Annotated in this window: 19 protein-coding genes and 1 pseudogene; 11 read left to right on the forward strand and 9 right to left on the reverse strand. The window is 60.9% G+C overall.

Annotated features, from left to right (window positions below):
• From dapD to HBN61_RS07710, 3 genes are read left to right on the forward strand one after another with little or no spacing between them, the layout of a single operon-like run.
• Positions 1 to 1,035 carry a 2,3,4,5-tetrahydropyridine-2,6-dicarboxylate N-succinyltransferase gene (gene dapD / locus HBN61_RS07700; protein ID WP_047277225.1) on the forward strand — a complete coding sequence of 345 codons (1,035 nt, stop codon included), beginning with the start codon at positions 1 to 3 and terminating at the stop codon, positions 1,033 to 1,035.
• Between the two features lie 59 nt (positions 1,036 to 1,094).
• Entirely contained in the window at positions 1,095 to 2,300 is a 1,206-nt protein-coding gene (locus HBN61_RS07705) for an aminotransferase class V-fold PLP-dependent enzyme (RefSeq protein ID WP_047277226.1), read from the forward strand.
• Entirely contained in the window at positions 2,297 to 2,704 is a 408-nt protein-coding gene (locus HBN61_RS07710) for a SufE family protein (RefSeq protein WP_083333301.1), read from the forward strand. Before HBN61_RS07705 ends, HBN61_RS07710 begins: the two co-directional genes overlap by 4 nt.
• 90 nt (positions 2,705 to 2,794) lie before the next feature.
• On the opposite strand, the pseudogene tcdA reads toward HBN61_RS07710, so the two are convergent.
• Positions 2,795 to 3,589 (reverse strand): annotated as a pseudogene (gene tcdA, locus HBN61_RS07715) (tRNA cyclic N6-threonylcarbamoyladenosine(37) synthase TcdA); the annotation flags it as partial.
• A 277-nt stretch (positions 3,590 to 3,866) separates the two neighbouring features.
• Here tcdA and HBN61_RS07720 point away from each other — a divergent pair.
• The 4 genes from HBN61_RS07720 to HBN61_RS07735 all read left to right on the forward strand — a co-directional run bounded on the left by HBN61_RS07720 (position 3,867) and on the right by HBN61_RS07735 (position 9,019).
• Positions 3,867 to 6,458, forward strand: a complete 2,592-nt coding sequence (locus HBN61_RS07720) for a glycosyltransferase (RefSeq protein WP_170046464.1) — start codon at positions 3,867 to 3,869, stop codon at positions 6,456 to 6,458.
• A gap of 140 nt (positions 6,459 to 6,598) precedes the next feature.
• Positions 6,599 to 7,750, forward strand: a complete 1,152-nt coding sequence (gene dapE / locus HBN61_RS07725; RefSeq protein ID WP_083333300.1) for a succinyl-diaminopimelate desuccinylase — start codon at positions 6,599 to 6,601, stop codon at positions 7,748 to 7,750.
• Positions 7,750 to 8,559 (forward strand): putative RNA methyltransferase, encoded by an 810-nt coding sequence (locus tag HBN61_RS07730; protein ID WP_047278278.1) that lies wholly within the window; start codon positions 7,750 to 7,752, stop codon positions 8,557 to 8,559. Before dapE ends, HBN61_RS07730 begins: the two co-directional genes overlap by 1 nt.
• Positions 8,560 to 8,638: 79 nt before the next feature.
• Positions 8,639 to 9,019 (forward strand): hypothetical protein, encoded by a 381-nt coding sequence (locus HBN61_RS07735; RefSeq protein ID WP_083333299.1) that lies wholly within the window; start codon positions 8,639 to 8,641, stop codon positions 9,017 to 9,019.
• A gap of 99 nt (positions 9,020 to 9,118) precedes the next feature.
• Here HBN61_RS07735 and HBN61_RS07740 read toward each other — a convergent pair whose 3' ends face one another.
• A complete protein-coding gene (locus HBN61_RS07740; RefSeq protein WP_047277236.1) occupies positions 9,119 to 9,328 on the reverse strand; it encodes a cold-shock protein in 210 nt (69 codons plus the stop codon).
• A gap of 239 nt (positions 9,329 to 9,567) precedes the next feature.
• Here HBN61_RS07740 and plsB point away from each other — a divergent pair, with 239 nt between their 5' ends.
• A complete protein-coding gene (gene plsB / locus HBN61_RS07745) occupies positions 9,568 to 12,081 on the forward strand; it encodes a glycerol-3-phosphate 1-O-acyltransferase PlsB (protein WP_047278282.1) in 2,514 nt (837 codons plus the stop codon).
• Between the two features lie 93 nt (positions 12,082 to 12,174).
• Complete coding sequence (locus tag HBN61_RS07750; protein WP_047277239.1) at positions 12,175 to 12,576, forward strand: YbaY family lipoprotein; 402 nt, start codon at positions 12,175 to 12,177, stop codon at positions 12,574 to 12,576.
• Between the two features lie 56 nt (positions 12,577 to 12,632).
• Here the strand turns inward: HBN61_RS07750 and HBN61_RS07755 are convergent, their stop codons facing one another.
• Positions 12,633 to 15,698 (reverse strand): efflux RND transporter permease subunit, encoded by a 3,066-nt coding sequence (locus tag HBN61_RS07755; RefSeq protein WP_170046465.1) that lies wholly within the window; start codon positions 15,696 to 15,698, stop codon positions 12,633 to 12,635.
• Positions 15,699 to 15,703: 5 nt separating this feature from the next.
• Positions 15,704 to 16,804 carry an efflux RND transporter periplasmic adaptor subunit gene (locus tag HBN61_RS07760; RefSeq protein ID WP_083333297.1) on the reverse strand — a complete coding sequence of 367 codons (1,101 nt, stop codon included), beginning with the start codon at positions 16,802 to 16,804 and terminating at the stop codon, positions 15,704 to 15,706.
• 90 nt (positions 16,805 to 16,894) lie between these two features.
• Between HBN61_RS07760 and HBN61_RS07765 the strand changes: the two genes are divergently transcribed.
• Positions 16,895 to 17,533 carry a TetR/AcrR family transcriptional regulator gene (locus tag HBN61_RS07765; RefSeq protein ID WP_083333296.1) on the forward strand — a complete coding sequence of 213 codons (639 nt, stop codon included), beginning with the start codon at positions 16,895 to 16,897 and terminating at the stop codon, positions 17,531 to 17,533.
• A gap of 48 nt (positions 17,534 to 17,581) precedes the next feature.
• Here the strand turns inward: HBN61_RS07765 and HBN61_RS07770 are convergent, their stop codons facing one another.
• Positions 17,582 to 18,364 (reverse strand): class I SAM-dependent methyltransferase, encoded by a 783-nt coding sequence (locus HBN61_RS07770; RefSeq protein ID WP_047277248.1) that lies wholly within the window; start codon positions 18,362 to 18,364, stop codon positions 17,582 to 17,584.
• Between the two features lie 93 nt (positions 18,365 to 18,457).
• Between HBN61_RS07770 and HBN61_RS07775 the strand changes: the two genes are divergently transcribed.
• Positions 18,458 to 19,078 carry an energy transducer TonB gene (locus tag HBN61_RS07775; RefSeq protein WP_170046466.1) on the forward strand — a complete coding sequence of 207 codons (621 nt, stop codon included), beginning with the start codon at positions 18,458 to 18,460 and terminating at the stop codon, positions 19,076 to 19,078.
• Here HBN61_RS07775 and HBN61_RS07780 read toward each other — a convergent pair.
• The 4 genes from HBN61_RS07780 to adk form a co-directional block, all read right to left on the reverse strand.
• A complete protein-coding gene (locus HBN61_RS07780) occupies positions 19,075 to 19,944 on the reverse strand; it encodes a DUF72 domain-containing protein (RefSeq protein ID WP_083333294.1) in 870 nt (289 codons plus the stop codon). The genes HBN61_RS07775 and HBN61_RS07780 overlap by 4 nt on opposite strands.
• A gap of 3 nt (positions 19,945 to 19,947) precedes the next feature.
• Positions 19,948 to 20,244, reverse strand: a complete 297-nt coding sequence (locus HBN61_RS07785) for a hypothetical protein (RefSeq protein ID WP_047277254.1) — start codon at positions 20,242 to 20,244, stop codon at positions 19,948 to 19,950.
• Between the two features lie 211 nt (positions 20,245 to 20,455).
• Complete coding sequence (tsaB, locus tag HBN61_RS07790) at positions 20,456 to 21,133, reverse strand: tRNA (adenosine(37)-N6)-threonylcarbamoyltransferase complex dimerization subunit type 1 TsaB (RefSeq protein WP_047277256.1); 678 nt, start codon at positions 21,131 to 21,133, stop codon at positions 20,456 to 20,458.
• A gap of 92 nt (positions 21,134 to 21,225) precedes the next feature.
• Positions 21,226 to 21,873: an adenylate kinase gene (gene adk, locus HBN61_RS07795; RefSeq protein WP_047277258.1), complete on the reverse strand. Its 648-nt coding sequence runs from the start codon at positions 21,871 to 21,873 to the stop codon at positions 21,226 to 21,228.
• Positions 21,874 to 21,881: the final 8 nt, after the last annotated feature.

Consider the following 21,881-nt stretch of genomic DNA (forward strand, 5'->3'; position numbering starts at 1 on the left):
ATGTCTACTACCCTGTTCAGCGCAGCCTTCGGCGTCGGCACCCAAAACCGTCAAGGCGCATGGCTGGAAGTGTTTTACGCACAGCCCCTGCTCAACCCGTCGGCCGAGCTGATCGCAGCCATCGCCCCGATTCTGGGTTACACCGGCGGCAATCAGGCAATCACCTTCACCACGGCTCAAGCCGCACAGATGGCCGAAGCCGCCAAACCTGTGGACGCGGCCCAGGCTGCCCTGCTGACCCGTCTGGCTGAAAGCCACAAGCCGCTGGTTGCCACATTGCTGGCAGAAGACGCCGCCCTGACGTCCACCCCCGAGGCGTACCTCAAGCTGCACCTGTTGTCGCACCGTCTGGTCAAGCCCCACGGCCTGAGCCTGGCGGGCGTGTTCCCGCTGCTGCCAAACGTGGCCTGGACCAGCCAGGGCGCCATCGACCTGAGCGAACTGGCCGAGCGTCAACTCGAAGCCCGCCTGCGTGGCGAACTGCTGGAAGTGTTCTCGGTCGACAAATTCCCGAAAATGACCGACTACGTGGTCCCGGCTGGCGTGCGCATCGCCGACGCAGCCCGCCTGCGTCTGGGTGCTTACATCGGCGAAGGCACTACCGTGATGCACGAAGGTTTCGTCAACTTCAACGCAGGCACTGAAGGCCCGGGCATGATCGAAGGCCGTGTCTCGGCGGGCGTGTTTGTCGGCAAGGGCTCTGACCTGGGCGGCGGCTGCTCGACCATGGGCACCCTGTCGGGCGGCGGCAACATCGTGATCAAGGTGGGCGAAGGCTGCCTGATCGGCGCCAACGCCGGTATCGGCATCCCGCTGGGCGACCGTAACACCGTGGAGTCGGGCCTGTACGTGACCGCTGGCACCAAAGTGGCCCTGCTGGACGAAAACAACCAGCTGGTCAAAGTGGTCAAGGCTCGCGAGCTGGCCGGTCAACCTGACCTGCTGTTCCGTCGCAACTCCGAAACCGGCGCCGTGGAATGCAAAACCCACAAGTCGGCCATCGAGCTGAACGAAGCCCTGCACGCTCACAACTAAGCGTCTGTCTGCCACTGACGGGGCCGGTTTCCGGCCTCGTCAACTGAGCCCTGAACACCATGCTTTTGCCTTCTCCCTGGCGTGCGGACTTTCCGGCCATCGCCGCTTTGCAACGTCAGGACCAGACCTATCTGGACAACGCTGCTACCACACAAAAACCCCAGGCCCTGCTTGACGCACTGACGCATTACTACGCCAGTGGCGCCGCCAATGTACACCGGGCCCAACATTTACCGGGCGCCCACGCCACTCAGGCGTTCGAACACAGCCGCACAAAAGTCGCTCACTGGCTCAACGCTGGCGACTGCGGCACCGTGGTTTTCACCCACGGCGCCACCTCGGCACTCAACCTGCTGGCCTATGGGCTGGAGCACCACTTTACGGCGGGCGATGAAATCGTCATCAGCGCCCTTGAACACCACGCCAATCTGCTGCCCTGGCAACAGCTGGCCCAGCGGCAACACCTGAAACTGGTGATTCTGCCGCTTGACGACGACGGCCTCATTGACCTGCACGCCGCCGCCAAACTCATCACCCCGCGCACCCGTCTGCTGGCCGTGAGTCAGTTGTCGAACGTCCTCGGCGTTTGGCAACCTTTGCCCGCCTTGCTGTCCCTGGCCAAGGCACAAAATGCGCTGACCGTGGTCGATGGCGCACAGGGCGTGGTGCATGGTCGCCACGACGTGCAGGCGCTGGGGTGCGACTTCTACGTGTTCTCCAGTCATAAGCTCTATGGTCCGGACGGGCTGGGCGTGCTGTTCGGGCGCCATGAAGCCTTGGCCCGCCTGCGGCACTGGCAATTGGGGGGCGAGATGGTGCAAGACGCCGACTACCACCACGCAACCTTCCGCCCGGCGCCCCTGGGTTTTGAAGCGGGCACCCCGCCGATTGCCAGCGTGATCGGCCTGGGCGCGACCTTGAGCTATCTGGCGAGCCTGGATCAGCGGGCGGTTGAAGCTCACGAAGCGGCCTTGCACGCCCTGCTGGTCGAAGGCTTGAAGCAGCGCGAGGGCGTTCGCCTGCTGGGCAAGCCGCAACTGGCCCTGGTGAGCTTTGTCGTCGATGGCGTGCACAACGCCGATCTGGCGCATTTGCTCACAGAACAAGGCATCGCCGTTCGCGCTGGCCATCATTGCGCGATGCCCCTTCTAAAAGGCATGGGCTTGGCAGGCGCCATTCGCGTGTCCTTGGCGCTGTACAACGACTCTGAAGACCTTGAGAGATTCTTCGTCGCGCTCGACCAGGCGTTGGAGTTACTGCGATGAACTTACCCACAGAGGCGCAAGCAGCGCTCGACAGTTTTGAGCAGTGCTCAGGCTGGGAGCAGCGCGCCCGCTTGCTGATGCAATGGGGCCAGCGCATGCCGGCACTGGATGAGCACGCCAGGACCGATGCGAATCGGGTGCACGGCTGTGAAAGCCTGGTGTGGCTGGTCGCAGAGCTCAAAGACGGTCGCTGGCAGTTTGCTGCCAGCAGCGATGCTCGCTTGATTCGCGGGCTGGTTGCTTTACTGCTGGCGCGGGTAAACGGTTTAACGACCGAAGAACTCCAGCAGGTGGATTTACCGGCGTGGTTCGAACAGTTGGGGCTCAGCCGCCAACTGTCTGCCTCCCGCAGCAATGGCCTGAACGCCGTGTTGCAGCGGATGCGTGAACTGGCGCTCGGTTAATGGTCAGGCGGCCGGCTTATCTGAATTGACGCACTCACCCGCCTCGCTCGACGGGGTCGGGTCTGGCTGAGCACGTGGCGGTTGCTTGAGCTTTTCTGAGGGCCGACGCACGCCCGCCACGATTTTGTCCACCGCCTTGGTGGCCGCGACCATGCCGAAGGTCGCCGTCACCATCATCACCGCGCCAAAGCCGCCCGCACAGTCCAGCTTCACGCCGTCCCCGACGAAACTTTTCTGCAGGCAAATGCTGCCATCAGGCTTGGGATAGCGCAGTTGTTCAGTGGAAAACACGCAAGGCACGCTGTAGTGACGGGTCACTGTGCGCGAGAACCCATAATCGCGACGTAACGTGGAGCGCACTTTCGAGGCCAGCGGGTCGTTGAAGGTGCGGTTCAGGTCGCACACTTGGATCAACGTAGGGTCGATTTGCCCGCCCGCACCGCCGGTGGTGATGATCTGGATTTTGCGGCGCTTGCACCAGGCAATCAGCGCCGCTTTTGCATTCACGCTGTCAATGCAGTCGATCACGCAATCGATGTCCGGGGTGATGTACTCGGCCATGGTTTCACGGGTCACGAAGTCCGCCACAGCATGCACTGTGCAGGCCGGGTTGATCTCACGCAGGCGCTCGGCCATCACCTCGACCTTGTCCCGACCAACGGTCGAGCTCAAGGCATGCAGTTGGCGGTTGGTGTTGCTGACGCACACGTCATCGAGGTCGAACAGCGAAATTTCACCCACGCCACAACGGGCAATGGCTTCGGCAGCCCACGACCCGACACCGCCCACACCAACGATTGCCACATGGGCGCGACGCAGACGGTCCATGCCTTCCAGACCATACAACCGGGCGACACCGGCAAACCGCGGATCTTCTGTACTCATAACCACCACCCCAAAAACCGGCGCGCATTATAGGGGTCTCACACTGTGCTTGAGTACATTTCCTGCGAGACTTCCGACCAAGCCTGTTTTAATAGCCGACTAAGTCGCAAGATAAGAGCTACAAGTAATAAAGAAAGAACTTAAGTCGACTATCGCTGCCAAACGCCGAACCATATGCCGCCTGCTGTACGCATCGTTAAGAGCCAGTGTAGGATGCGCGCCGTTTGGCACGTGCCGACCGATCTTCGTTCCACACCCTTTGGAACCCAAAACAGTTATGTCATCGCGTAAATTTGGACTCAACCTGGTGGTGGTTCTGGCCATTGCCGCCCTCTTCACCGGCTTCTGGGCGCTGATCAATCGCCCGGTCTCCGCGCCCAACTGGCCCGAGCAAATCTCCGGTTTTTCGTACTCGCCGTTTCAGCAAGGCCAGTACCCGCAGAAAGACCAATACCCGTCCGACGATGAAATGCGTCGCGACCTGGAGATCATGAGCAAGCTGACCGACAACATCCGTACCTATTCGGTCGACGGCACGCTGGGTGACATCCCCAAGTTGGCGGAAGAGTTCGGCTTGCGCGTCACCATCGGTATCTGGATCAGCCCTGACCAAGCGCGCAATGAGCGCGAAATCCAGAAAGCCATCGAGCTGGCCAACAATTCGCGCAGCGTTGTACGCGTGGTAGTAGGCAACGAAGCCCTGTTCCGTGAAGAGATCACGCCAGAAGAGCTGATCGTGCTGCTCGATCGCGTGCGCGCGGCCGTCAAGGTGCCCGTGACCACGTCCGAGCAATGGCACATTTGGGAGAAATACCCGCAACTGGCCAAGCACGTAGACCTGATTGCCGCGCACATCCTGCCGTACTGGGAATTTATCCCGGTAGACAAGGCTGGCGAATTTGTACTGGACCGTGCCCGGGACCTGAAAAAACTGTTCCCGAAAAAACCATTGCTGCTGTCGGAAGTGGGCTGGCCGAGCAACGGCCGCATGCGCGGCGGTGCGGATGCCAGCCCGGCCGATCAGGCGATTTACTTGCGTAACCTGGTCAACACCCTGAACCGTCGCGGTTACAACTATTTCGTGATCGAAGCCTTCGACCAACCCTGGAAGGCCAGTGACGAAGGCTCTGTGGGCGCGTACTGGGGCGTGTACAACGCCGCTCGCCAACAGAAATTCAACTTCGAAGGCCCGGTCGTGGCGATCCCGCAATGGCGCGTCCTGGCCATTGGCTCGGTCGTCATGGGCTTGCTGTCCCTGGCATTGCTGCTGATTGATGGTTCGGCATTGCGCCAGCGCGGTCGCACCTTCCTGACCTTCACGGCCTTTTTGTGCGGGTCGGTGCTGGTATGGATCGGTTACGACTACAGTCAGCAATACAGCACCTGGTTCAGCCTCACCGTGGGCTTCTTGCTGGGGCTCGGCGCCCTCGGGGTGTTTATCGTCCTGCTGACCGAGGCCCACGAACTGGCGGAAGCCGTGTGGATTCGCAAGAGGCGCAGGGAGTTTTTACCGATCGATAGCGACAACGCCTACCGACCAAAAGTCTCGATTCACGTGCCGTGCTACAACGAGCCGCCCGCCATGGTCAAACAGACCCTGGACGCGCTGGCCAACCTCGATTACCCGGACTTCGAAGTGTTGATCATCGACAACAACACCAAGGACCCGGCGGTCTGGGAGCCGGTGCGCGATTACTGCGCCACCCTGGGCCCACGTTTCAAGTTCTTCCACGTCGCCCCGCTCGCAGGCTTCAAGGGTGGCGCGTTGAACTACCTGATCCCGCATACCGCGCCGGATGCCGAAGTGATTGCGGTCATCGACTCCGATTACTGTGTGGACCGCAACTGGCTCAAACACATGGTGCCGCACTTCGCGGACCCGAAAATCGCCATCGTGCAGTCGCCTCAGGACTATCGCGACCAGACTGAAAGCACCTTCAAAAAACTCTGCTATTCCGAGTACAAGGGTTTCTTCCACATCGGCATGGTGACCCGTAATGACCGTGACGCGATCATCCAGCACGGCACCATGACCATGACCCGCCGCTCGGTGCTCGAAGAACTGGGCTGGGCAGACTGGTGCATTTGCGAAGATGCCGAGCTGGGCTTGCGGGTGTTCGAAAAGGGTTATTCCGCCGCCTATTCCCACAACAGCTACGGCAAAGGGCTGATGCCCGATACCTTTATCGACTTCAAGAAACAGCGATTCCGCTGGGCCTACGGCGCGATTCAGATTATCAAGCGTCACGCGGCCAGCCTGCTCTGGGGCAAGGGTTCTCAGTTGACCCGTGGCCAGCGTTATCACTTCCTGGCGGGCTGGTTGCCGTGGGTCGCGGACGGCATGAACATCTTCTTCACCGTCGGGGCACTGCTGTGGTCGGCGGCGATGATTATCGTGCCGACGCGGGTCGACCCGCCGCTGCTGATTTTCGCGATTCCGCCGCTGGCGCTGTTTGTGTTCAAGGTCGGCAAAATCATCTTCCTGTACCGCCGCGCCGTGGGGGTCAACCTCAAAGATGCGTTTGCGGCGGCATTGGCCGGGCTGGCGCTGTCGCACACCATCGCCAAAGCGGTGCTGTACGGATTTTTCACCACCAGCATTCCGTTTTTCCGTACACCCAAGAATGCTGATAACCACGGCTTCTGGGTCGCCATCTCGGAAGCACGGGAAGAAGTGTTCATCATGCTGCTGCTCTGGGGCGCCGCGGTCGGGATCTTTTTCGTCCAGGGCCTGCCGAGCAACGACATGCGTTTCTGGGTGGTGATGCTGCTGGTGCAATCGTTGCCGTATCTGGCGGCGCTGGTGATGGCCTTTATGTCTTCTCTGCCAAAACCGGTGGAAGCGCCTGAAGAACTGCCTGCTGCCTAAATTGACAGCAACCACTAAACGGCGGCCTCTGGTCGCCGTTTTGCTTTAAGATAACCGCCCTTTGGCGCCAGCCCTGCAGGCGCGAGCGTGCTCGCGATGACACCTGCGCCCTTACACGCCCAGCTTCGGAGTCCACCACCATGACGGCCCACGCCGACCTCTCGCCGACCCTGCAACTTGCCTGCGATCTGATCCGTCGCCCTTCCGTGACGCCAATCGACGCCGATTGCCAGAAGCTGATGATGCAGCGCCTGGGTGATGCCGGCTTCACACTGGAACCGATGCGTATTGAAGACGTGGACAACTTCTGGGCCACCCACGGTCGTCATGACGGCCCGGTGCTGTGCTTTGCCGGTCACACCGACGTGGTGCCGACCGGCCCGGTGCAAGCCTGGCAAAACGACCCGTTCGATGCGCTGATCGACGAGCACGGCATGCTGTGCGGGCGCGGCGCCGCTGACATGAAAGGCAGCCTGGCCGCCATGCTGGTGGCCGCCGAACGCTTCGTGGCGGACTACCCGGACCACAAGGGCTCGGTCGCCTTTCTGATCACCAGCGACGAAGAAGGCCCGGCCCACCACGGAACTAAAGCCGTGGTTGAGCGTTTTGCTGCACGCAAGGAGCGTCTGGACTGGTGCATCGTGGGCGAACCGTCGAGCACGACGCTGGTGGGCGACGTGGTTAAAAACGGTCGCCGCGGCTCTCTGGGCGCCAAGCTCACGGTGCGCGGCGTGCAAGGTCATGTGGCCTACCCGCACCTGGCGAAAAACCCGATTCACCTGGCCGCGCCAGCACTGGCCGAACTGGCCGCCGAACACTGGGACAACGGCAACGACTTCTTCCCGCCGACCAGCTTCCAGATCTCCAACCTCAACTCGGGGACCGGCGCGACCAACGTGATTCCGGGCGAACTGGTCGCGGTGTTCAACTTCCGGTTCTCCACCGAGTCCACGGTCGAAGGGTTGCAGCAGCGCGTCGCTGACATACTCGACAAACACGGCCTGGACTGGCACATCGAATGGGCCTTGTCGGGCTTGCCGTTCCTCACCGAACCGGGCGCCTTGCTGGACGCCGTCTCGTCGAGCATCAAGCAAGTGACCGGCCGCGATACCCAAGCCTCCACCAGCGGCGGCACCTCTGACGGGCGCTTTATCGCCACCCTCGGTACGCAAGTGGTTGAGCTGGGGCCGGTCAACGCGACGATCCACCAGGTCAACGAACGCGTGCTGGCCCGCGACCTCGACGTGCTGACCGAAATCTACTACCAAACCCTGATCAAGTTGCTCGCCTGATGCTTGCCTGCCCTATTTGCTCCGAGCCGCTGACGGCGGTCGATAATGGCGTGGTCTGCCCGGCAGGCCATCGTTTTGACCGTGCGCGTCAGGGGTATCTGAACCTGCTGCCGGTGCAGCACAAAAACAGCCGCGACCCCGGCGACAATCAGGCCATGGTTGAAGCCCGTCGCGACTTTCTTAACGCGGGGCATTACGCCCCCGTGGCCAAGCGGCTGGCGGAACTGGCAGCCGAGCGCGCGCCGCAACGCTGGCTCGACATCGGCTGTGGCGAGGGGTACTACACCGCGCAAATCGCTGAAGCCTTGCCTCACGCTGATGGCTATGCGCTGGATATCTCCCGCGAGGCCGTTAAACGCGCCTGCAAACGCAACCCGCAGCTGACCTGGCTGATCGCCAGCATGGCCCGCGTGCCGTTGGCGGACGCCAGTTGTCAGTTTTTGGCCAGCGTCTTCAGCCCGCTGGACTGGCTGGAAGCCAAGCGCCTGCTCAGCCCCGGCGGCGGCTTGATGCGTGTCGGGCCGACCCGCGGGCACTTGATGGAGTTGCGTGAGCGCCTGTACGACGAAGTGCGCGATTACGCCGACGACAAGCACCTGGCGCTGATTCCCGAAGGCATGCAGTTGCAACACAGTGAAACACTGTCGTTTGAACTGCACTTGAGCGAGCCTCAGGACCGCGCCAACTTGTTGGCCATGACGCCCCACGGCTGGCGCGCCAGTGCCGAACGTCGCACTGCCGTCATCGAACACCCCGAGCCGTTAATCGTGACCGTCTCCATGCGTTACGATTTTTTCGTGCTTCAATAACCGACTTAACGGCCAAGGGCGCTCCCCTTGGCCCGACTAATCCGCGAATGGATTTTTCAGACACGCAGTGAGGACATCCATGCGCCAGCCCGATATCGAGATTTACCTGAAAGATTCCGACGTTACTTACAAAGACGTCGAAGCTTGGCTGTCAGACGTTCTGGGCGAATGCTCGGAATGGAAGAAGAAAGGCGGTACGTACCAATGCACGGCGGGCAACGTGCCTGTGACATGGATTCCCAAAGCCGTCGGCAAATGGAACAGCCTGTATCTGGACAGTGACCAAACGCCATGGGAAGACGACATCGCCTGCGCCCAGGCCGCGTTTGCGGCACTGAACATCGAAGTGCGGTGCGCGCCGGGCAGTTGGGCAGAAGAACAGGGCGAAGCAGACGCTGACCGCTGGGTTCGCATCAGCGCAGACGGTAAAGAAGAAATCACCTGGAAAACCGGTTCCTGAAACACTCAAACGCGTAGCGGCTGCTGCAGGACGGGACAGGCCAGCGGGGCAAGTCCTGCGGCTAGGAACCCGGCCTGAAGCAGCGGCTACACGGGGCGATTACAGGCCCACCACATCCTCGGCCTGTAGCCCCTTGTCACCCTTGACCTGGGTGTATTCAACCTGCTGCCCTTCAGCCAGCGAGCGATGGCCCTCGCCACGAATGGCGCGGTAGTGCACAAACACATCAGCGCCACCGTCGCACTGAATGAAGCCATAGCCTTTGGCGTCGTTGAACCATTTCACATTGCCGGTTAACCGCGTCGTCATACTTGCATCCCCTTATTGTTTTTAATGGGCTTGCTCATTCAGCCCGTTGAGAACTTTCGCTCGAACTTATAGTTTGCTGAAAACGTCTTACACTTCATGGCGAAAGAGCACCGAGTATAAGTCAGCGAGAAAAACACTCAATCAATATTAGTTCGCTGCTTTTTTGCCGATTTTCCAGAGATACGGCACACTACGCGACCGAGTAAACACTCGTTTTAATCCACTAATGCAGAAGCCGTATGACCCGTTCCCCGTTTCGCCGTCTTGTGTTTGGCGCCCTGCGTCGCTTGCTGTACCTGTGGGTACGCTCGGAGACCATTAATCAGTCGTCCTTCACCCTGAATCTGGACCGCAGCCGGCCGGTGTTCTACGTCCTGCAAACGCCCTCCATTACCGAACTGGCCGTGGTCGACGCCGAGTGCACCAAGGCCGGCCTGCCGCGCCCGGTACTGCCGGTGGCCGTCGGGCAGATGGTCGAGCCTGCCGCGTTCTTCTACCTGACGCCCGAGCCCGACTGGCTGGGCCGTCAGGACAAGCGCGGCGCTCCGCCCACCCTGACCCGGCTCGTGGACAGCCTGACACTGCACCCCGGCGAAGACGCGCAAATCATCCCGGTCAGCGTGTTCTGGGGCCAATCCCCTGACAGCGAATCGAGCCCCTGGAAGCTTTTGTTTGCCGACAGCTGGGCCGTTACCGGGCGTCTGCGCCGTTTACTGCGCATCCTGATTCTGGGGCGCAAGACCCGCGTGCAGTTTTCTGCGCCCATTCACTTGCGCGAGCTGGTCGATCACAACAAAGGTCACGAGCGCACCGTGCGCATGGCCCAGCGCATCCTGCGGGTTCACTTTCGCAACCTGAAAACCGCCGTGATCGGCCCCGACCTGTCGCACCGCCGCAACCTGGTCAAAGGCCTGATCAACGAACCGGCCGTGCGTCAGGCGATCCTCGAAGAAGCCCAGCGCGAAAACATTTCGGCCGACAAAGCCAAGGCACAGGCGCTGCGTTACGCCAACGAAATTGCCTCCGACTACACCTACACCGCGATCCGCTTTCTGGAGGTGGTGCTGAGCTGGTTCTGGAACAAGATTTACGACGGGATCAAGGTTAACCACATCGAAGGCGTACAAGACGTCGCGCAAGGTCACGAGATCATCTACGTACCCTGTCACCGCAGCCATATCGACTATTTGCTGCTGTCCTACCTGCTGTTTCGCAACGGCTTGACCCCGCCGCACATCGCGGCCGGGATCAACCTCAACATGCCGGTCATCGGCAGCCTGTTGCGCCGGGGCGGCGCGTTCTTCATGCGTCGCACGTTCAAGGGCAACCCGCTGTACACCTCGGTGTTCAACGAATACCTGCACACCTTGTTCACCAAGGGCTTCCCGGTGGAGTACTTCGTCGAAGGCGGGCGCTCGCGCACCGGACGCATGCTGCAACCCAAGACCGGCATGCTGGCCATCACCCTGCGCAGCTTCCTGCGCTCGTCGCGCATGCCCATCGTGTTCGTGCCGGTGTACATCGGTTACGAGCGTGTGCTTGAAGGCCGTACTTACCTGGGCGAATTGCGCGGGGCGAGCAAGAAGAAAGAGTCAATCTTCGACATTTTCAAAGTCATCGGTGCCCTCAAGCAGCGTTTTGGCCAAGTGGCCGTCAACTTTGGCGAGCCGATCAAACTGGCCGAGTTTCTCGACCACGAGCAGCCGGACTGGCGCCAGCAAGCATTGGGGCCGACGTATCGTCCTGAATGGTTGAACGCCACGACCCATCGTCTGGGTGAGAAAGTGGCGCAGCACCTGAACGAAGCGGCCGCGATCAACCCGGTCAATCTGGTGGCGCTGGCGTTGCTCTCCACCAGCAAGCTGGCGCTGGACGATCGCGCCATGGCGCGGGTGCTGGACCTGTACCTCGCGTTGCTGCGTCGCGTGCCATATTCGCCGCACACCACCTTGCCCGAAGGCGACGGACGGGCGCTGATTGAACACGTGAAGGACATGGACCTGCTGTCCGAACAAAGTGATGCACTGGGCAAGATCCTGTACCTGGATGAGCAAAATGCCGTCCTGATGACCTACTACCGCAACAACGTGTTGCACATCTTTGCCTTGCCGTCGTTGCTGGCCAGTTTCTTCCAGAGCGCGTCGCGCATGACCCGCGAACAGATCCTGCGCTACACCCGCGCCCTGTACCCGTACCTGCAATCGGAGCTGTTTATCCGCTGGTCGCTGGACGAGCTGGACGGCGTGGTCGATCAATGGCTTGAGGCCTTTGTCGAGCAAGGTCTGTTGCGCTTCGAAAATGACGTGTACCTGCGCCCGGCGCCCAGTTCGCGGCACTTTGTGTTGCTGACGCTGCTGTCCAAAAGCATCGCGCAAACCCTGCAACGTTTTTACATGGCCATTTCGCTGCTGCTTAACAGCGGCCAAAACACCCTCAGCGCCGAGGAGCTGGAAGACCTGTGCACGATGATGGCTCAGCGCCTGTCGATCCTGCACGGCCTGAACGCCCCGGAGTTTTTCGACAAGAGCCTGTTCCGTCACTTTATCCAGACCTTGCTGGAAGAAGACGTGTTGCGACGCGATGCCAATGGCAAGTTGAGCTACCACGCGTTGCTCGGGGAGCTGGCCGAAGGCGCCGCCAAACGCGTACTGCCTGCCGAGATTCGCCTGTCGATCCGCCAAGTGGCGCTGCACCGGGCCGAAGACGCCGATGAGCAGGAGCACCCGCCGCTCTCGCTTGAGAAACACCTGTAAAACGCGGTTAAGCCTGTGCTGATGCCCTATGCGTCACGCAGGCTTGCCCTATTCACCGCATCGTCTTGATGCCTACTGAAGGGAAGCCTCTTTATGAAAAAAATCCTGATCCTCAGCCTCACGGCCCTGCTCGGAGCCTGCAGCTCAATGAACTCCACACCTCAAGCCACCCTCGACGGCGAAGTGTTCTACCTGCAACGCATCGCCCTGCCGCCCACCGCCACACTGGAAGTGAGCTTGCAGGACGTATCGCTGGCCGACGCGCCGGCAGTCACGCTGGCCAAACAAAGCGGCCCGGTCAAAGGCCAGGTCCCGCTGCCGTTTCACTTGCGCTATGACCCGGCGAGCGTCAAACCCGGCCATACTTATGCCATCAGCGCTCGCATTGAAGACAACGGCCAACTGCTGTTCATCAACACTGAACGCAACAGCGTGGACCTAAACGCCAAAACGCTGCAGCCGCTGCGTCTGCGCGTCGATCAAGTGGCACACTGATCAACCCGCGCCAAGCCCTGCCGTACCTGACGGCAGGGCTTGCACAGCCAGGCGGGTCAGCCTTTCTTCACCCGGAACCACGCCGCATACAGGGCGGGAAAAAACAGCAATGTCAGCGCAGTCGCCACGATCAGGCCACCCATGATCGCCACGGCCATCGGGCCGAAGAACACACTGCGTGACAGCGGAATCATCGCCAGCACCGCCGCCAGCGCGGTCAGCACAATCGGCCGGAACCGCCGTACCGTCGCCTCGATAATCGCCTGCCAGGTATCCAGCCCCGCCGCTTTGTCCTGCTCGATCTGGTCCACCAGGATCACCGAGTTGCGCATGATCATCCCCGAGAGCGCAATCGTCCCCAGCATCGCCACGAACCCGAACGGCTGATTGAACACCAGCAGGAACAGCGTCACACCGATCAGGCCCAGCGGCGCGGTCAGGAACACCATCGCCATGCGCGAAAAACTGCGCAGCTGCACCATCAGGAAGGTCAACACCACCACGATAAACAGGGGCACCCCGGCCTTCACCGAGTTCTGGCCGCGTGTGGAGTCCTCCACTGTGCCGCCCACGTCCAGCAAGTAACCGTCTGGCAATTGAGCCCGCACCGGTTCAAGGGTGGGCAGAATCTGCTGCACCAGGGTCGCCGGTTGTTCCTTGCCATAAATATCGGCGCGCACGGTGACGTTGGGCAGACGGTTGCGGTGCCAGATGATGCCTTCCTCGAAGCCATATTCCAGCGTTGCAATCTGCGACAAGGCGACGCTCTGGCCGTTATCGGTGGGCACCGCCAGACTCGGCAGCAACGCAAGTTCGGTGCGCTCATGGGGCGTGCCGCGCAACAGGATTTCAATCAACTCGTTGTCTTCGCGGTACTGGCTGACCGTCGAGCCCAACAGCGTGCTTTGCAAAAACCGCGACAGGTGGGCAGTGCTGACACCCAAGGCCCGTGCGCGGTCCTGATCGACGTTCAGGTACACGACCTTGCTCGGCTCTTCCCAGTCCAGGTGCACGTTCACCACATGCGGGTTTTCACGCACCTTGGCCGCCACTTTACGCGCCAGCGCCCGCACCTCTTCAATGTGCTCACCGGTCACGCGAAACTGCACCGGGTAACCCACGGGCGGCCCGTTTTCCAGACGGGTGACCCGCGAGCGCACCGTCGGGAACTGCTCGTTGAGCGTATCGATCAGCCAGGTGCGCAAGCGCTCGCGGTCTTCGATGGTCTTTGCCAGTACCACAAATTGCGCAAAGCTGGCCGCGGGCAATTGCTGATCCAGCGGCAAGTAATAGCGCGGTGAGCCAGTACCCGCGTAAGCCACGTAATTGACAATGCCGGGATGGTCTTTGAGCAAGGCTTCGAGGCGCTGCACCTGTTCAGTGGTGTTGCTCAGTGATGCGCCTTCGGCCAGTTTGAGGTCCACCATCAGCTCCAGACGGCTGGAAGCCGGGAAGAACTGCTGCGGCACAAACTTGAACAGCACCACCGAGCCGATGAACAGCAACACGGTCAGGGCAATCACGGTTTTGCGGCGGCGCACGCACCACTCCACCAGGCGCCGGATCCGCTGGTAAAACGGTGTCCCGTAGGGGTCGGGAGCGCCCTCGCCCGTACCATGTCGGGCGACATGGCGCTTGGCCAGATCCGGGAGCAACAACGCGCCCAGGTAGGGCACGAACACCACGGCCGCGATCCACGACGCCAGCAACGCAATGGTCACCACCTGAAAAATCGAACGCGTGTATTCCCCGGTGCTGGACTGCGCCATGGCAATCGGCAGAAAGCCTGCCGCTGTAATCAGCGTACCGGTGAGCATCGGGAAGGCCGTGCTGGTCCAGGCAAAGCTCGCCGCCTTGAACCGGTCGTAACCCTGCTCCATTTTGATGGCCATCATTTCCACTGCGATGATGGCGTCGTCCACCAGCAAACCCAGCGCCAGTACCAGAGCCCCCAGCGAGATCTTGTGCAAGCCAATGCCGAAGTAATGCATGGTGGCAAACGTCATGGCCAGCACCAGCGGAATGGCCAGCGCCACCACCATGCCGGTGCGCACACCCAGCGAGAAAAAACTCACCAGCAACACAATCACCAGCGCCTCGATCAGCACCTGCACGAATTCACCGACGCTGGTGCTCACCGCTGCCGGCTGATCCGAGACTTTGCTCAATTGCAGGCCGGCGGGCAGGTTTTTCTGGAGGCGGGAAAACTCGGCCTCCAGCGCCTTGCCCAGCACCAGAATGTCGCCGCCGTCTTTCATCGCCACGGCCAGACCAATCGCGTCCTGCCCCATGAAGCGCATGCGCGGCGCGGGTGGATCATTGAACCCGCGGCGTACATCCGCCACGTCCTCGATGCGCAAGGTGCGTTCGCCCACGCGTATGGGGAAACGCTCGATCTCTTCAACCGTTTTGAAATTACCGCTGACCCGCAGTTGCACACGCTCGGTCGGTGTCTCAAAAAAACCGGCGGTCGAGACAGCGTTTTGTTCTTCGAGTGCTTTTTGTACCGCCTCCAGCGGCAGCCCCAGGGTGGCCAGCTTGAGGTTGGAGAGTTCGATCCAGATTTTTTCGTCCTGCAAGCCGAGCAATTCGACCTTGCCCACATCGTTGACCCGTTGCAGCTGGATCTGGATGCGGTCGGCGTAGTCCTTGAGCACCGCGTAGTCGTACCCTTCGCCACTCAAGCTGTAGATATTGCCGAATGTGGTGCCGAATTCGTCGTTGAAAAACGGCCCCTGAATCCCCGGCGGCAAACTGTGGTGAATGTCGCTGATCTTTTTGCGGACCTGATACCACAGCTCGGGGATTTGGTTGGAGTGCATGGAGTCCCGGGCCATGAACGTCACTTGCGACTCACCGGGGCGCGAGAACGACACGATGCGCTCGTACTCCCCGGTTTCCATCAGCTTCTTTTCGATCCGCTCAGTGACCTGACGTGACACTTCTTCTGCCGTGGCGCCTGGCCACAGCGTACGAATGACCATGGCCTTGAAGGTGAACGGCGGGTCTTCGCTCTGGCCTAATTTGGTGTAGGAAAGCCCGCCAACGATGGCCAGCAGTAACATTAAAAACAGCACGATCTGGCGATTGCGCAATGCCCACGCAGACAGGTTAAAGCCCATGGGTATTACTCCTTCGCCGCGGTATTGATCGTTCGATTGGAGCGATCAATCGGCCGGATCTCTTGCCCGTCGTGCAGCACATGCACGCCAGCCGCCACCACCCAATCGGCGGGCGTCAAGCCTTCCAGCACCGGCACACTGCTCTGGCCATACGGGCCGACCCGCACCGCTACCTGCTGCAACTTGTTGCCCTGACCCACACGCCAGACGTACGTCGCGCCGTTTTCCGCACTCAAGGCTGACAGCGGCACGGACAACGCATTCACCCCCTCCTGCGCAATGAACACCCGCGCACTCTGGCCCAACTCAGCAGGCACTTCGCCCGCCGTGAAGGCGATGCGCGCGGCAAAGGTCCGGGATTTGGGGTCAGCCGAAGGTGAGAGTTCGCGAATCCGCCCGCTGAAACGCTGACCGGGTTGTGACCACAGCTCAACCGACACCGGCAGCCCGATCTTGAAACGGCCGAACGCCTGTTCGGGCAGGCTGATCAACACGTCACGCTCTCCGTCGGCGGCCAACGAGAAAACGGTCTGACCGGCCGACACGACTTGCCCGACTTCCACCTGGCGCTGGGCAATCACGCCATCTTGCGGGGCGCGCAGCACCGCGTAGCTGGCCTGATTACTGGCCACATCCTGTTCAGCCTTAAGCTGCTGCAGCTTGGCTTCGCCCGCACGGTAGAGGTTTTCTGCGTTATCGAACTGCGAGCGGCTGACCATCTGCCGCTCCAAGAGGGTTTTGTAGCGGTCGCGCTCCGATCGCACCAGGCTCAGGTTGGCCTGCGCGGCCGCCATCTGAGCGCGGGTGGCTTCCAGTTGCAGGCGAACGTCTTGGGGGTCCAGTTCGGCCAGCGACTGGTTGGCCTTGACCCGCTCGCCTTCATCCACCCACCGTTTAGTGACCTTGCCGCCAATACGAAAGGCCAGTTGCGGGTCAAAGCGGGCACGGACTTCGCCGGGATAACTCTGGGTGGCCACTGCCGAAGGCTGAGGTTGCACCACGATGGCGGGGCTGATGCTCACCTGAACAGGCTCCTCATGCCCGCACGCAGCTAACAAAAACACCAGACAGACAGGCACAGCGCGGGGCAAGGCATGACGCAGCATGGAGACGACCTTTCGCTTATGGGGCTTGGAATATTTATACTGGCCGGCATGTTATTAATACCAAACTCACCAGTCCAGTAATAAACGGAAATGTCTGATCATCCTTTAATGCCCAATGCCGCCGGACGCCCCAAGGACATGGCCAAACGCCATGCGATCCTTGAGGCGGCCAAATGTCTTTTTTTGAGCAAAGGATTTGCCAGCACCAGCATGGACGCGGTCGCCAGCCACGCCGGCGTGTCAAAACTGACGGTCTACAGCCATTTCACCGACAAGGAAAACCTGTTCTCGGCCGCGATCAAGGCCACGTGCTCCGAACAACTGCCGGACCTGTTTTTTTCATTGCCTGAGGGTGTGCCGGTCGAGCAGGTGCTGCTCAACATCGGCCGGGGATTTCATACCCTGATTAACAGCCAGGCCTCCCTGAACCTGCACCGTTTGATGATGACGCTGGGCAGTCAGGACCCAAAACTGTCGAACATTTTCTTTGAGGCCGGACCGCACCGCGTGGTGCGGGAGATGGAAGGCCTGCTGGAGCGCATCCAGCAACTGGGCGTGTTGCAGTTCAACCACCCCCATCAGGCGGCCGAGCACTTTTTTTGCCTGCTCAAGGGCGCGCCGAACTTTCGCGTGCTCTATGGCTGCGGCGACCCGTTGAGTCCAGAAGAAGCCGAAGCCCACGTGCAAGACGTGGTGGCGCTGTTTATGCGGGCTTACCGCCAGGATTGAGCGCCTCACGCACGCCTTCTCGCCAGCAGTGCGCTGGCGTCACGACCGTCAGGGCTTCAGGGCTTTCTTTGGGTAAATATCGTAACGGCTCGACTTGCCGTCCAGCGCATGGCTCGGCTTGGGGCCTGCGATGCAGGGCGCCTTGCGCGGGCGCTTGACCACGACACGGTGGGAGGCCAGTGCCAACGCGGCCTCCAGCAGGGCTGGCGCATCGTTGTCGTCACCCACCAATGGGCGAAACAGGCGCATTTCCTTCTTCACCAATGCCGTTTTCTCACGATGCGGAAACATGGGGTCCAGGTAAATCACCTGCGGCGGTTCGCCTTCCCAGTTGCGCATCACGTCAATGGAGTTGCCTTTGAGCAGCGTCATGCGCGACACAATCGGCGCCACCTCACGGTCATTCAGCCCGCGCGCCAGGCCATCTTCGAGCAAGGCACCAATCAAGGGCTGGCGCTCGATCAGGCTCATTTCGCAGCCAAGGGTGGCCAGAACAAACGCGTCCTTGCCCAACCCTGCCGTGGCGTCCAGCACCCGCGGCCGCACGCCCTGCTGGATGCCCACCGCCTTGGCGATCATTTGCCCGGTGCCGCCGCCAAACAAGCGTCGGTGCGCCGCGCCGCCTTCCACGAAATCAACCCGCACCGGGCCGGGTGCATCCGGCCCCAACTGCTGCAACTGCAAACCCTGGGCCGACACTTGCAGGGCGAACTCGGCCTGCTCCTGGCCCATCGGCAAGCCAAGGCGCCCGGCCCACTGCTCGGCCAAGGCTTGAGACCCCTCGTCCAGTGCCTCGACGATGATGCGACAGCCCGCTGTTTGCTCACTCATTTAAAAACACGCTCAAAAATTTAATGATCGGCAAACGCTGCCGATAAATGAAATATCCGGCATTTTGCCAGACCCGGGCGTCGACCGAGAGCTATGTCAGACATTCATTCCACATCGATAGGCTTTATCGCGCCCATTGGCGATTTTGGCCGTCACAATTCGCAAGTCACAGGCAGCGTCAATCACCTGTGGAAGGACTTCTACGCCCAGGCATTGGTCGAGCAGTCCGGCACTGACGAATGTGTGGCGCTCGACACCGAGCCGCTTGAGGTGGAGGAAGACGTCGAGCCGCGCGGTGGCAGCGACCTGCTAAGCAACATCGTGACGCAGCGCCATTGCGAGGTGAAAGACACCGAATTGCATCCGCCTGAAGCGCTGTTCTTGCCGATCGCCGAATTCGAGCTGGATTTGCTGCCGCCCATTGCCAAGCCGTATCCACCGGATGAGCTGTTTGCCCAACAGCATCAACAAGACTTCGACAGCCACTGGGTGCGCCCGCTCGTGATGGCGGCCGGTCATCCATTGCCTGAACCGGGCCCGGCCCCCGCCCCACGTCCGTTGCACCTGCCGATTGCCGAGTTCGAACTGGACTTGCTGGACAAGCCCGCCGTACCGTTCGATGCCATGACGCTGATCGAGCAACAGCGGGCCATGGACTTCGATCTGGCGTGGGCACGCCCGCTGATCGTCAACAACCTGCGCCTGGCGGCTTAAAGCAGCCCCAGCTGTTCGGTGGTTTGCGGGGTATACAGCGTGGGCAATGCCGGCAAGCCCGGTAACCGTTCGCTTAATTGCGCGTGAAAACGCCGCGCCAGTTCAGGCGCCAAGTGATTGTCCGGCGTATGAAGAAACACATAGGGCGTGCGCCCCTCCTCGATCCAGCCCGCCACCTTCTCAATCCACGGCACTAAAAACTCATCGTTGGCGTGCAGCTCAGGGCGACCAATAAAGCGCACCTGCGGGCATTGGGTAAACGCTGCCGGCCGGGGCGGCACACGGGGCTTTTTCGATTGCGCGTCAAGCACCGCAGGGTCGGTGGAGGTGCAACTGAACAGCGCGCGTGAATCAAGACAGATGCGCTCCACGCCCCGCTCCATCAACACCCGATTGAGCACCCGCTCCGCGTCGCCCCGGTCAAAGAACGCCGGATGACGCACCTCCACGGCCAGTGGCCGCTCCAACGCGTCTATAAAGCCCACCAGCTCGGCGAGCCGCTCAGGGCCGAAGCTCGCAGGCAATTGCAGCCACAAAGGGGCGACACGCGCTCCCAGGGGCCGCATGAGCTGCAAGAAGGCGTCGACGGCAGGTTGTTGGGTGCGCAAATCACCGCCGTGGCTGATCTCACGTGGCAACTTGGCGGTAAAACGGAAGTGTTCGGGCAGGCTCTGCGCCCAGCGCTCGACAGTGCTCGGCTTGGGGTTGGCGTAGAACGTGGTATTGCCTTCGACCGCATTGAACACGTGGGCGTACAGGCTGAGAAATTGCGAGGACCGGGCATTCTGCGGGTACAGGCCTTCGCGCCAGGAGTGATCACTCCAGGACGGGCAACCGAGGTAATACGGAAGTAAAGGGTGGGTCATGGCTCAAATGTACAGGTCCAGCCCCAACACTTCGGTGTCCCACTCAACAAAACCGGCGGTGGTCAGGTAACTGGTCAGGGCGCTGGCGACTTTTCTGTTCATCACCCGCTGAAAAATCATGTCTTGCTGACGCGCAGGCACTTGGCTGACACGTTCGCCCGAGGACGAGGCACGGGAAGGTTGCGGCGCGTTTTCAAAGACGATTTCACTGTCTTCCACCGACTCGTCAACCAGCGCATTGCCTTTACGCGGCTTGCGCTTGATCGGGTAGGACTGTGAGGAAAAGCCGTCTATACGCATGGCTGCAAGCTCGGTAGCAATGATGGCAATTTAGCGGCACCGGCCGAACTAAGCAATTGCCCAAGTGAACACTAGACTGCAAAACCCTGAAAAGGTTTAAAGCCTGCTGTCAATCAGTGTAGATGCTGGCGGGGCGGGCATAGGCTGCGCGCCTATCGAGGTGGCCGGGCGGGTGCTGTACACCCGCTCGCACTGCAAAGGAGCGAACCGTTCAGGGGCGGGCTTTGGGGGTCGCGACTTTGTCGCGCAGATACACCGGCTGCGCCTCGTCGGCAACGATAGCTTCGCCACGGTCCCAGGCAAAACGGGCCAGGGTCAGCAGGTCTTGCGCGTGTGGCAACATGCCAGCCTCCAGGGCGTACGGCGTGGGGTTCAGGCGCTCGGCATAGCCCCAGCCGGTGCCCGCGCCAAACCAGTCACCGCTGGCGTCTTCAGGCAGTTGCGCGGCTTCAGGCGCCAGTACCGCTTCAGCCCCCACCAGGCGCATCTCACCCGCGTCTGCGCGGTAGCAGCCCCAATACACCTCGTCCATGCGCGCATCGATCGCGGCCGCGACCTGAGTAGCGCCATGCTCACGGTGGGCACGCTGTGCCAGCACCGCGAGGTTGGAAATCGGCAACACCGGGCGCTCCAGTGCGAAGGCCAGCCCCTGGACCACGCCAATGGCAATCCGCACACCGGTGAACGCACCCGGCCCGCGACCGAACGCAATGGCGTCGACCGCCGACAGTTCAACCCCCGCATCAGCCAGTAAGGTCTGGATCATCGGCAACAGCTTTTGCGCATGCAGGCGCGGGATCACCTCGTAGTGGCTCGTGACCTTGCCATCGTGCAGCAAGGCAACAGAGCAAGCTTCAGTCGCGGTATCCAGGGCCAGCAAGGTGCTCATCGGTGTTCCCGTCAGAATCAGAATTAAAAAAGTGCAGCAGTATAAACAACAACAGCCCGCAAGCGGGCTGTTGTATCAGAGCAAATCGACGATCAGCTCAGTGCTGCAAGCACCTTGGCGGTAATGGCTTCAACCGAGCCCACACCTTCAACGTGGCTGTACTTCGGCTTGCCGTTGGCAGCGGACAGCTTCTGATAGAACTCCACCAGCGGCTTGGTCTGCGAGTGGTAGACCGACAGGCGATGGCGCACGGTTTCTTCGGTGTCGTCTTTACGCTGAACCAGGTCTTCACCGGTCACGTCGTCTTTACCTTCCACTTTTGGCGGGTTGTAGACGATGTGGTACACACGGCCCGACGCTTCGTGAACACGGCGGCCAGCAATGCGCTGAACGATTTCTTCGTCTTCTACGGCGATTTCCAGCACGTGGTCCAGTTCAACACCGGCTTTGACCAGGGCTTCAGCTTGCGGAATGGTGCGCGGGAAGCCGTCGAACAGGAAGCCGTTTTTGCAGTCTTGCTGGCTGATACGCTCTTTGACCAGGTTGATGATCAGGTCGTCGGAGACCAGGCCGCCGCTGTCCATGACGCTCTTGGCGATCAGGCCCAGCTCGGTTCCGGCCTTCACAGCTGCGCGCAACATGTCGCCTGTGGAGATTTGCGGGATGCCAAATTTTTCAGTGATGAACTTTGCCTGAGTACCTTTACCGGCCCCGGGAGCTCCCAGCAGAATGACGCGCATCGATGTGC

Origin of the sequence: Pseudomonas sp. WS 5071, from assembly GCF_012985765.1 — a bacterium.
GTDB lineage: Bacteria > Pseudomonadota > Gammaproteobacteria > Pseudomonadales > Pseudomonadaceae > Aquipseudomonas > Aquipseudomonas lundensis_A.

Coding starts and splice junctions, on each gene's coding strand:
- HBN61_RS07710 (WP_083333301.1), top strand. CDS start 2,297: ATGAACTTACCCACAGAGGCGCAAGCAGCGCTCGACAGTTTTGAGCAG.
- adk (WP_047277258.1), bottom strand. CDS start 21,873: ATGCGCGTCATTCTGCTGGGAGCTCCCGGGGCCGGTAAAGGTACTCAG.
- HBN61_RS07735 (WP_083333299.1), top strand. CDS start 8,639: ATGCGCCAGCCCGATATCGAGATTTACCTGAAAGATTCCGACGTTACT.
- HBN61_RS07720 (WP_170046464.1), top strand. CDS start 3,867: ATGTCATCGCGTAAATTTGGACTCAACCTGGTGGTGGTTCTGGCCATT.
- HBN61_RS07775 (WP_170046466.1), top strand. CDS start 18,458: ATGTCAGACATTCATTCCACATCGATAGGCTTTATCGCGCCCATTGGC.
- HBN61_RS07740 (WP_047277236.1), bottom strand. CDS start 9,328: ATGACGACGCGGTTAACCGGCAATGTGAAATGGTTCAACGACGCCAAA.
- dapD (WP_047277225.1), top strand. CDS start 1: ATGTCTACTACCCTGTTCAGCGCAGCCTTCGGCGTCGGCACCCAAAAC.
- HBN61_RS07760 (WP_083333297.1), bottom strand. CDS start 16,804: ATGCTGCGTCATGCCTTGCCCCGCGCTGTGCCTGTCTGTCTGGTGTTT.
- HBN61_RS07770 (WP_047277248.1), bottom strand. CDS start 18,364: ATGAGTGAGCAAACAGCGGGCTGTCGCATCATCGTCGAGGCACTGGAC.
- HBN61_RS07730 (WP_047278278.1), top strand. CDS start 7,750: ATGCTTGCCTGCCCTATTTGCTCCGAGCCGCTGACGGCGGTCGATAAT.
- HBN61_RS07785 (WP_047277254.1), bottom strand. CDS start 20,244: ATGCGTATAGACGGCTTTTCCTCACAGTCCTACCCGATCAAGCGCAAG.
- tsaB (WP_047277256.1), bottom strand. CDS start 21,133: ATGAGCACCTTGCTGGCCCTGGATACCGCGACTGAAGCTTGCTCTGTT.
- HBN61_RS07780 (WP_083333294.1), bottom strand. CDS start 19,944: ATGACCCACCCTTTACTTCCGTATTACCTCGGTTGCCCGTCCTGGAGT.
- HBN61_RS07705 (WP_047277226.1), top strand. CDS start 1,095: ATGCTTTTGCCTTCTCCCTGGCGTGCGGACTTTCCGGCCATCGCCGCT.
- HBN61_RS07750 (WP_047277239.1), top strand. CDS start 12,175: ATGAAAAAAATCCTGATCCTCAGCCTCACGGCCCTGCTCGGAGCCTGC.
- dapE (WP_083333300.1), top strand. CDS start 6,599: ATGACGGCCCACGCCGACCTCTCGCCGACCCTGCAACTTGCCTGCGAT.
- HBN61_RS07755 (WP_170046465.1), bottom strand. CDS start 15,698: ATGGGCTTTAACCTGTCTGCGTGGGCATTGCGCAATCGCCAGATCGTG.
- HBN61_RS07765 (WP_083333296.1), top strand. CDS start 16,895: ATGTCTGATCATCCTTTAATGCCCAATGCCGCCGGACGCCCCAAGGAC.
- plsB (WP_047278282.1), top strand. CDS start 9,568: ATGACCCGTTCCCCGTTTCGCCGTCTTGTGTTTGGCGCCCTGCGTCGC.